This is a genomic window from Muriicola sp., from assembly GCF_049669965.1.
In the GTDB taxonomy this organism is placed as follows: domain Bacteria; phylum Bacteroidota; class Bacteroidia; order Flavobacteriales; family Flavobacteriaceae; genus Muriicola.
Map to the genome: position 1 here is coordinate 1 of NZ_JBATLB010000034.1, position 9,184 is coordinate 9,184.

The following is a 9,184-nucleotide window of genomic DNA, read 5'->3' on the forward strand; positions in this document are numbered from 1 at the left end:
CTTTTAGTTGCCTTGAAAGGCTATAAAGTTCCTGAGATTTTTCCTCCAGTATTTTTTCGGCCTGAAGTCTTGCTTTTTTCTGGCGTTCCAATGCCTTTTTCAGCAATTCAACTTCCCTGTTATCCATGCTGGACGATATCAAATTTTACTTCTGTTCCGTCTTCTTTTAAAAGCTCATAGGAGATTTGAGCGGTTTTGTTGAAGTGTGTAAATGTCTTTTCCATAAGTCCATGTGCCAGGCTATAGAGTCCGCGAGAAGATGAATATATCATGGACAGTGAGGTATCGCTTTTTTCAATCACCGTAAAGGTTGGAAGTGCTGCATCCGGATACAATTTTTTGACATGTACATGGATATGATCTTCAATGGAATACAATAGCCCTAGGGGCGAGTTATAACTCTGAATAACTTCCGGATGGGCTTTTCCCAAACTTTCAAAGAGATAAAGACCAAAAGTATGGAGCAGATCATTGGCCGGTAATTCAACTTCCTGACATAGATTAGTCAGCAATGCCACCATTTCATTGAACTCATAGGTCCCTACAGAAGTATAGATGCCATTAGAGGCCAATTCAGATTTTTCAATAATATTATCTACTACTTCGAGTCCGAAGCTAGCTTCAACCATTTCTAAAAACTCTGTAAAAATTATTCCTTTCATAAATTTGCAAACTAAAAATTGAATGTAGGAAAATTACGACTTTACGGAAAAAAAATGTTGTGAAAGCGCCTAATGAATTAGGCTTTCACTAGTTCATTGACCTCCCAATAAGCAATCACTTTTCGAATCTTATCTTCGTAGTCTTCGTATTTAAGGGGCTTAATTACATATCCTGCAATCCCAATTTTATAACATTCTTTCAGGTCCGTTCTATTCTCGGATGTTGTCAAAATGATTGTGGGCAGGTATTTCAGGGTAGGGTTGCTTTTCAGGATCTGTAGAAATTCTATCCCGTTCATTCGCGGCATATTAAGGTCTAAAAGAATAATATCGGGTATATTTTGGGGGTCTGTTAGAATTTTAAGGGCATCTTCACCGTTGTTGGCCTGAATGATGGTATGTTTTACCTGAAGTTTGGAAATTGTCCTGTCAAGCTTCATGGTTTCAATAGCATCGTCTTCTATAAAAAGTATTTTCATATCCTTCTTTTTTTATTAGAATGTTGTAAGGTCATACTTTAAAGCGATCTAATCGGGTAACTGCAGTTGAATGGAACTTTACCTTAGACGAATGGCGAAATCCTGTAGATAAGATTATTTTCAGTCCTATTGTGATAGAATCTTTCTATTTTTCCTTTAAAGGCGAGAATGAACTTAAAGCGGAAACCCCGTTTTAGAAGTTAAAATTTCTTTCAGTTCAGGGGTCGTTTTCGCATCAATTATATTTAGGGCCTTTACCTTACAGAGTTCTTCTACCATTTGAAGACCAGCGATGGTATTAGTTGCAATCCCTGTTACCAGGTCTGGTGAAAAGTTAAAAGCCTTCATGAGTCCATAGACGGCATATGGATCTGAGGCACTTAGAATGGTACATTTAATCTGGTCGCGGATTGCATTGATCGCCAGATCCCCGTTGTATGGTTCTAAAGGAGACGCGCCAATTTCAATGATGGCGATATCTGCCTTCTCTAACTCAATTCTGCTTGTTAATTGTGCTAATTTTTCTTGGAATAATTCCTTCTCACATATAGAGGAAGGAAGGCCCACATCAACAAAATCATACACCGCCATGGCACCAATATCCTTAATTGCCAGTATGTCTTTATAGCGCCCTGCTCCAGTCAGTTTGGCACCCACTACTTTATATCCTGCAGTTTTAAAAAGGTTCGCGACTATTCTTGCTGAGGTAGTTTTACCAGCAGACATAGAAGTACCAATAAAAAGTACCACCGGCGTTTTAAATGGAACAATTTCAATGGGTGTTACAAAGCTATCCATGGTAATTTTGGCCCCGTTTCTAACTACATGTCCTCCGTATTCAAGTTCCATCATTTGTGGCAGGAACACAGATTTTGATGTTAATTTGCCAAAGAGTCCGGCCCCAGTTAAAAGGTGAAACCTAAGGTCATCTGTAATTTTCTTCCAGGTGCCCGTAATTTCCAGGGTGGCAAAGCGTTCGCCAAATGCCCCAATGATACGCTCACCTCCAATTACCCCTCTCATCCTTCCACTTGGAAGCTCGAGAAGTAAGGAAGTACTTCCGGGATCTAGTATCTTTCCAACTACATAGTCCCCTGCTGCCCATTCGGATCTGTCTAATGCTTGCACTTCAAAGGCGTTATCCGCCAGGTCGGATATACGAGTAAGGGATGTAAAAATATAGGTAGGTGTCATTTTCCTTTTTTTAATTCATTGTCAACGGTATCGGATATAAGTAACTGAATTAATAAAGCAGTTCTTTCGGGTAATTTTTCAAGAATAATATGTTCGTAAGCCGCATGAGCGCCATCTCCTGTGGTTCCAAGGCCATCCAGGGTTGCTGTGAATTGGCTGGTTGTATTTCCGTCAGATCCGCCCCCGGCTATGCCCTGGTCTAAGTCTAACCCCATGAGCGAACCTTTGGCTTTTGCAAATTGCCATAGTTTTTGGTTGCGAGGGGTACGTTCCATGGGAGGCCGGCCTATTCCACCCTCTATTTTCAATTCGATATTGGGGATTGAAGGCTTTAGGCCGTATATTTTTTTTGTGATAGATTCTCCATCTTTTTGGTTGAGCACCCTTACATCTACAATCGCCTTACTTTCCGGGGCCACTACGTTGGGTGATATGCCCCCCTGGATCATTCCTATATTAACAGTAATTCCTTTTTCAAAATCATTCATTGCATACAATTGCTGTATCTGATGAGAAAGTTCAACGATGGCATTTACTCCTTTTCCGGGATCCAGACCGGCATGCGCGGCTTTGCCAATTGCGGTAATCGTGAAACGGCCCAAACCTTTCCTTGCGGTCTTTAATTTACCCTCCAAACCCAAAGGCGGTTCCAGGACAAAGGCCCTGTCAGAAATTTTTGCTAATCTTTGAATCATGCGTGTAGATTCTCTGCTACCAATCTCTTCATCCGAATTAATTAGAATAAGCGGGGTAAGGGCTACGGGTAATGATAATTCATTGATTGTTTTTAAAGCGAAAATGAGTTGTGTGAGGCCTGCTTTCATATCATAAACACCCGGCCCCGTCATAGTTCCATCCTTCATAGTAACGGGCATTTTCCGGAGGGTATGAAGATCCCAAACCGTATCGCAATGACCTATTACTAACTGGAATGGAGTGTTTTTCTGCCTAACAAGAGGCCTGGCATAAAGATAACCTCCGGTTTCTTTCCCTGAGACGTATTGAGTAAAATACCCCAGTTTATTTAGCTCAGCGCTCATTACTCCCAGAATTCTAGTCTGAGATTCCTGGTCCTTAGAAGGTGATTCGTGAAGCACCAGTGTCTTCAGGAAATCTGTCATTGTTTCCGGATTAGCATTGAGGTGTTTTACTATGTGATTAGCCAAATTCATTGACAATTACCTTTTAAAATCCTTTGGAAACGGAAAATTGTATGTTTCACTAATTTGGGCAAACCTGCCATTAGCAATGTACGCCAGTAGCGGATACTTCATAAGTTGCTGCTGTTCGTCATTTTCTGAAATTCTTAAATAATTGCGATGCACATGAGCAGCTCTTATTTTGCCGGTGATCATGCTATTTTCTTCAAATCCGTCAATGACCTTAAAGAGTTCACATTCCAGATATAAATAGGCATCTTTTATTAGAGGAATATCCATTGTTTTTGCCGAAACGGTTGCCAAAGCGCTTACGATGCCTTCCGACTTTGTAATTTCATCCCTTCTGGGTGATGCGGTTAAGGAAGTTGCCACAATTTGGCCAGGGATAGGGAAACTTACGGTGAATTCCCCCGTTTGTTTTACGTTTTGATAGGTGTGGTGCTTAGGTGTACATACAAAACCAAAATAATTCCCAAAACTCAGGGGCATGGCCATATGTTTGGGAGCAAGATCATAACCCTGCTTTTCTTTGGTCCCAATGATCACCAGAGGGGCGACCGTAAAAACCCGATCCCAAATAGGACTACTAATGTTTAAAGACACATAATTTTCTTGTAATTCCTTACTCATGTCTTCAAAATAATGAGGTTAAATTTTATTTATAATGATCTTTTACCAGTGCAATTAATTGATTATCGGTCATGCTGTCTGCCACCTGAACCGTTTTTATTTTGGCTGCCAAAAGCGGATATTGTTCCGACAATTCTTTTCTGAATTTATTCTTGACTTCGCCGGGGCCAAATACTGAGATTACATCAGCCTTGTTAATAATAGCTGCCAAATTTTTAAAAAATACTCTTAACTGGTGTTTTTCGCGTTCTAAATACCTACTGTCCTGAACAACGTCTTGTGGCCCCCATCTTGTTTTTGAACGAGACCCACCTTTTACATTAAAAGATTCCAATTCAGATTTCAGGGTGCTGAATTTCTCACTTTCCTTGTATAAAGTTACTATATACGCTTTTTCTTTATCGATCCATATTCCTACCTTTCTCATGGCCTTGAATTTTATGTTAGCAATGCATTTAGTGGTCATAACCACAGCATATGTTCAATGTACTATTTTAAAATGTTGAGACCTATGATAATTATCAGCCTGAAGGATTATTTGCTCATCGATTTGTCTCGGATTTTGGTTTGGAGCAATGGTCGGGGTTGAAGAGGACAAATATTGACAGTAATAAGTTTTATACTAAACAATACATTAGTATATTTGCCCGGCGAAAAAGAAGAGGTCGCGTAGCTCAGCTGGATAGAGCATCTGCCTTCTAAGCAGACGGTCACAGGTTCGAATCCTGTCGCGATCACTACAAGCACAAACCCTGCAACATTGTTGCAGGGTTTTTCATTTCAGTAGGCCAGTCAAAATTATTTGTTATGGCGGAAAGAAATGAAAAACGATAAAGCGCGAAGCGCTTTGCCGGTTTGTATTTGCAAAGGGGATTGCAAAGGATCAACGCAGTTAATCCTCATCCCTTAAAAGCGTCTTTTTTGATTTTCAGCACGGAGTGCTGTCAGGATCAACGCAGTTAATCCCTTACTATGAGGCTTTTTTGATATTCAGCATGCCTGCACGCCTTTGGCATGTAAACTTTCCTTAGGTAAAGGAGTCGATCAATGTCAGGTCAAGCGAAGTCGAGACCGGCAACGTAAGCACATCATATCTCGTTTTGTTTCACGAAGTACCTTCGTTCAACATACATGTTGAACTCGGTAATGCTCCATACCACAAAAAACCAGTTCTAAAAATACCAGGTCGAGGCTCCTCAAGCCTTCAGTATTAAAACCTGCCTAATACTGGGAGAACTATCGTATTGAAGCTAGTTATTTAAATTTTTAAGCTTTTCAAGCTTCCCTTTTATCATTTCTTTCCTAATTTGTCAGTAATTACACTATCATGAAATTTGTACTTGCACCTGATAAATACAAAGGTTCTCTGACTGGGCTCGAGATTTGCGAAGCCCTTGAAAATGGCCTGAGAAAGGTGTACCCGGATTGCGAAATCCTTAAAATGCCCATGGCAGACGGGGGCGATGGCACTATAGAGGTGGTGCGCTATTATCTAAATGCCGATACGGTAAATGTAACGGTAAACGATCCCTTATTCAGGCCCATAGATGCGTCCTACCTGTATTCCGGAATTACGAAAACTGCCTATATAGAAATGGCGGAAGCCTCCGGACTAAAAGTTCTAAAGGATCAAGAAAAAAACTGCATGGCAACCTCTACCTTAGGAACCGGGCAACTTATCGCAGACGCCGTTGACAGGGGGGCGAAAGAGATCATACTAGGCATAGGTGGTAGCGCCACCAACGACGCAGGAATGGGGATGGCCTCCGCCCTGGGTTTTTGCTTTTTGGACCGGCACGGAAAGAATCTCAGTCCCGTTGGTGCCAAGCTCGTACATGTTGCCAGGATAGATACTTCGGGAGTATTACCGGAATTAAAAAATATAGTGGTGAAGGTAGCCTGCGATGTTACCAATCCCTTTTATGGTCCAAACGGAGCGGCATATGTCTATGCCAGGCAGAAAGGGGCAACTGATGAAGAAATAGTCCGGTTAGATGAAGGGTTAAGAAATTTTGCTAAGATCCTGGAGGAACAATTTAAAGTTGATGTTCAGAATGTCGCCGGGGCAGGAGCTGCCGGAGGTTTGGGAGCGGCGGCAAAGGTTTTCCTAAAGGCGCAACTAACCTCAGGGATTGAATTGGTTAAGGAATTGGCGCAATTTGACACCAATATTAAAGATGCAGACTGGATCATCACCGGGGAAGGTAAACTAGACGATCAGACCCTATCAGGGAAGGCAATACAAGGGGTCTTGCAATCGGCTAAACAACAAGGAATTCCTGTGGCGGCTTTTTGTGGGGCCATCGATATCACCGAGAAAACAGCCAGTAAGTTAGGTCTGGCCTACACTGTAGCAATTTCTAAGGATATGCCCAATTTGGAGGAGGCAATGAAACATAGCTATAAGAATCTGGTTAGTGCGGCTACCGATTTTGCCAAAAAGGTGGATTCCTGATTTACCTCAATTCTATTATCAGTGAGAAATTAAAAAAAGCAGTCTCCTATGGATGTAACCTCTGATTTGTGCAATGAATTAGGTTTGTTGTATTTTTCCCAATAATTTCATTTCATCGAACGAGCGTAATACCTTTATCCTATTATGAAATACATCACTGTCTTGTCTTGGATAACTCTCTGCATTTCTTTATGCATATTTTCTTCCTGCATTGCACAAAAACAGCTTATCGAGGGGGAGGAACTGACCCTGGTAAGTGAGAAGCTGCAGTACTATTTATATTTTCCGGAAGATTATGATAAGGATTCAGAAACAGCCTTTCCTTTATTACTCTTTCTCCACGGTGGAGGCGAATCGGGGGATAGCCTTCCTGAGCTTAAAAAGAACGGTCCACCAAAAATGCTGGCTGAAGGAAAGCAATTTCCCTTTATGGTATTGGCGCCTCAAAACCCGCATAAAAAACAATGGTGGAACGTACGGGCCGTGATGCAGTTATTAGATACGATTGTAGCCCATAACCGGGTAGACCCCAAGCGTATCTATCTTACAGGACTTAGCAGGGGCGGGAGTGCTGCCTGGGAACTTGCCGTTCAGTATCCCGATAGATTTGCCGCGATGGCAGTGGTTTGTGGGATGACACCGCTACCCTATGCCTCCTGGATCAACAAAGACATGCCAATCTGGGTCTTTCATGGCACAGAGGACCAGTCTATACCATTTTCGGAATCTGAGGCCATGGTCAATGAGCTTAAACGAATTGGCCACAATGTTACGTTTACGGTCTACGAAGGTGTTGGGCACGATTCCTGGGTGCAGGCCTATCAAACCGAAGCTTTATACGAGTGGTTTATGGAACAACAACTAGATTAATCACCGGTGTAAGTTGTATTTTTGCTATTCCAACAGACTACGAACGCATGCATAGAATAGGTGTATTTACTGCAATTTATATTACTCTGGTCTCCTTATCTGTAGGGTGTAAACCTCAGGAAGGGAAGACCGAAGAGCAGGCTTTTAGCAATGCCCTTATACATGAGACCAGTCCCTATCTTTTGCAGCATGCCCACAATCCGGTAGATTGGGTGCCCTGGAGTGATAAGGCCCTGAAAGAGGCGCAAGCACAAGATAAATTAATTGTGGTGAGCATAGGATACTCTTCTTGCCATTGGTGCCATGTAATGGAGGAAGAAAGCTTTGAAAATACCGAAGTGGCCCGTCTGATGAATGAGAATTTTATCAGTATTAAAGTAGACAGGGAAGAGAGACCCGATGTAGATCAGGTGTACATGACAGCCGTTCAATTAATGACCGGGAGTGGGGGTTGGCCCTTAAATGTAATTTTACTTCCCAATGGCAAACCGCTCTACGGGGGCACCTACCATACCAAATCCCAATGGATGGATGTGCTTACAGAAGTAAACAAGAAATACAGGAACGATAAAAAAGGTGCCGAGGAATACGCCAATAAGGTGGCACAAGGCATTTCAGAAGTGAATTATATTCCTTCATCCATACCAGAATCAGACCTTCAACCGGAAATACTCACCCGGGCCCTAAGTAACTGGAAAACACTCTGGGATATGGAAGAGGGCGGCAACCTTGGAAAACAAAAATTCATCATCCCGGTAAATCTCATGTTTTTGCTAGAGTATGCTAAACTGACTGAAGACCTGGAAGCCGATGTATTTGTTGAAAATACCTTGAATAAGGTGCTTCAGGGGGGTATTTATGATCATATTGGAGGGGGATTTTTCCGCTATAGTACGGATCCCAAGTGGAAAGTTCCTCATTTTGAAAAAATGCTGTATGACAACGCCCAACTACTGAGTTTGTACTCAAAAGCTTATGCTGTTTACAAAGAACCAGCCTATAAACGGATAGTGCTGGAGACCATAGACTTTCTTAACAGAGAGATGAAGAATCCGGAAGGAGGCTATTACGCTGCCATAGATGCGGATAGTGAAGGAGAAGAAGGTGTCTACTATACCTGGCAGAAGGATGAATTACAGGCTTTGTTAGGCAATGAATATGATCTTTTTACTTCTTACTATTCTATAAAAAATTCAGCTGCCTGGGAGAAGAACAGATATGTATTACACAAAACAGAAACAGATAAAGATTTTGCAAAAAAGAATGAGATCACTGACGGTCAGCTTCAAACGTATTTAAAAAACTGGCAGTCAATATTACTGAAGCAAAGGCAAGAACGCATCCATCCCAGGGTAGATGACAAGATCATCACCTCATGGAACGCTTTGCTGATCAATGGCTTCCTGGATGCCTATAAGGCTTTTGGCAACCAGGAATTTCTGTCTGATGCCCAATCTACCTTTGAATTTCTGATCCAAAACGCCTATAAAGATTCTAAGCTTGTGCATTCTTATAAACTAAGGAGTACCCGTCAGGAAGGATTTCTGGAGGACTACGCTTTTTTGGCAAATGCCTCTCTGCAACTATATGAAATTACCCTGGACACTAAATATTTGGAGTTCTCTTCAGAATTAACCGAATATGCGCAAATCAATTTTGATGATCCGGAGTCGGATATGTTTCGGTACAATGAACAAGCAAGTCTTATTGCCAAGATCATAAAGACCGATGATG

Annotated in this window: 9 protein-coding genes and 1 tRNA gene; 4 read left to right on the forward strand and 6 right to left on the reverse strand. The window is 41.8% G+C overall.

Annotated features, from left to right (window positions below):
* Positions 1-119 precede the first annotated feature (119 nt).
* The 6 genes from WBM49_RS02335 to WBM49_RS02360 all read right to left on the reverse strand — a co-directional run bounded on the left by WBM49_RS02335 (position 120) and on the right by WBM49_RS02360 (position 4,552).
* Entirely contained in the window at positions 120-662 is a 543-nt protein-coding gene (locus WBM49_RS02335; RefSeq protein WP_424370456.1) for a heme NO-binding domain-containing protein, read from the reverse strand.
* Positions 663-739: 77 nt separating this feature from the next.
* Complete coding sequence (locus WBM49_RS02340; protein WP_424370457.1) at positions 740-1,141, reverse strand: response regulator; 402 nt, start codon at positions 1,139-1,141, stop codon at positions 740-742.
* A gap of 174 nt (positions 1,142-1,315) precedes the next feature.
* Positions 1,316-2,335: a hypothetical protein gene (locus WBM49_RS02345; protein ID WP_424370458.1), complete on the reverse strand. Its 1,020-nt coding sequence runs from the start codon at positions 2,333-2,335 to the stop codon at positions 1,316-1,318.
* Positions 2,332-3,507, reverse strand: coding sequence for a M20 family metallopeptidase (locus tag WBM49_RS02350; RefSeq protein ID WP_424370459.1), 1,176 nt, complete (start codon positions 3,505-3,507; stop codon positions 2,332-2,334). The genes WBM49_RS02345 and WBM49_RS02350 overlap by 4 nt, the downstream gene beginning before the upstream one ends.
* Before the next feature lie 6 nt (positions 3,508-3,513).
* A complete protein-coding gene (locus WBM49_RS02355; RefSeq protein ID WP_424370460.1) occupies positions 3,514-4,125 on the reverse strand; it encodes a flavin reductase family protein in 612 nt (203 codons plus the stop codon).
* A gap of 25 nt (positions 4,126-4,150) precedes the next feature.
* Positions 4,151-4,552 carry a hypothetical protein gene (locus tag WBM49_RS02360; RefSeq protein ID WP_424370461.1) on the reverse strand — a complete coding sequence of 134 codons (402 nt, stop codon included), beginning with the start codon at positions 4,550-4,552 and terminating at the stop codon, positions 4,151-4,153.
* A 236-nt stretch (positions 4,553-4,788) separates the two neighbouring features.
* Between WBM49_RS02360 and WBM49_RS02365 the strand changes: the two genes are divergently transcribed.
* From WBM49_RS02365 to WBM49_RS02380, 4 genes are all read left to right on the forward strand, one after another.
* A tRNA-Arg gene (locus WBM49_RS02365) sits at positions 4,789-4,862 on the forward strand.
* Between the two features lie 590 nt (positions 4,863-5,452).
* Positions 5,453-6,580, forward strand: a complete 1,128-nt coding sequence (locus WBM49_RS02370; protein ID WP_424370462.1) for a glycerate kinase — start codon at positions 5,453-5,455, stop codon at positions 6,578-6,580.
* Between the two features lie 144 nt (positions 6,581-6,724).
* A complete protein-coding gene (locus tag WBM49_RS02375; RefSeq protein ID WP_424370463.1) occupies positions 6,725-7,450 on the forward strand; it encodes a prolyl oligopeptidase family serine peptidase in 726 nt (241 codons plus the stop codon).
* A 47-nt stretch (positions 7,451-7,497) separates the two neighbouring features.
* Positions 7,498-9,184: thioredoxin domain-containing protein (locus tag WBM49_RS02380; protein WP_424370464.1), on the forward strand; the 1,687-nt coding region annotated here is incomplete at its 3' end.

Excerpts from the sequence above, each read along its gene's own strand:
- WBM49_RS02340 (WP_424370457.1), bottom strand. The coding sequence starts at position 1,141 with ATGAAAATACTTTTTATAGAAGACGATGCTATTGAAACCATGAAGCTT.
- WBM49_RS02350 (WP_424370459.1), bottom strand. The coding sequence starts at position 3,507 with ATGAATTTGGCTAATCACATAGTAAAACACCTCAATGCTAATCCGGAA.
- WBM49_RS02375 (WP_424370463.1), top strand. The coding sequence starts at position 6,725 with ATGAAATACATCACTGTCTTGTCTTGGATAACTCTCTGCATTTCTTTA.
- WBM49_RS02360 (WP_424370461.1), bottom strand. The coding sequence starts at position 4,552 with ATGAGAAAGGTAGGAATATGGATCGATAAAGAAAAAGCGTATATAGTA.
- WBM49_RS02370 (WP_424370462.1), top strand. The coding sequence starts at position 5,453 with ATGAAATTTGTACTTGCACCTGATAAATACAAAGGTTCTCTGACTGGG.
- WBM49_RS02335 (WP_424370456.1), bottom strand. The coding sequence starts at position 662 with ATGAAAGGAATAATTTTTACAGAGTTTTTAGAAATGGTTGAAGCTAGC.
- WBM49_RS02345 (WP_424370458.1), bottom strand. The coding sequence starts at position 2,335 with ATGACACCTACCTATATTTTTACATCCCTTACTCGTATATCCGACCTG.
- WBM49_RS02355 (WP_424370460.1), bottom strand. The coding sequence starts at position 4,125 with ATGAGTAAGGAATTACAAGAAAATTATGTGTCTTTAAACATTAGTAGT.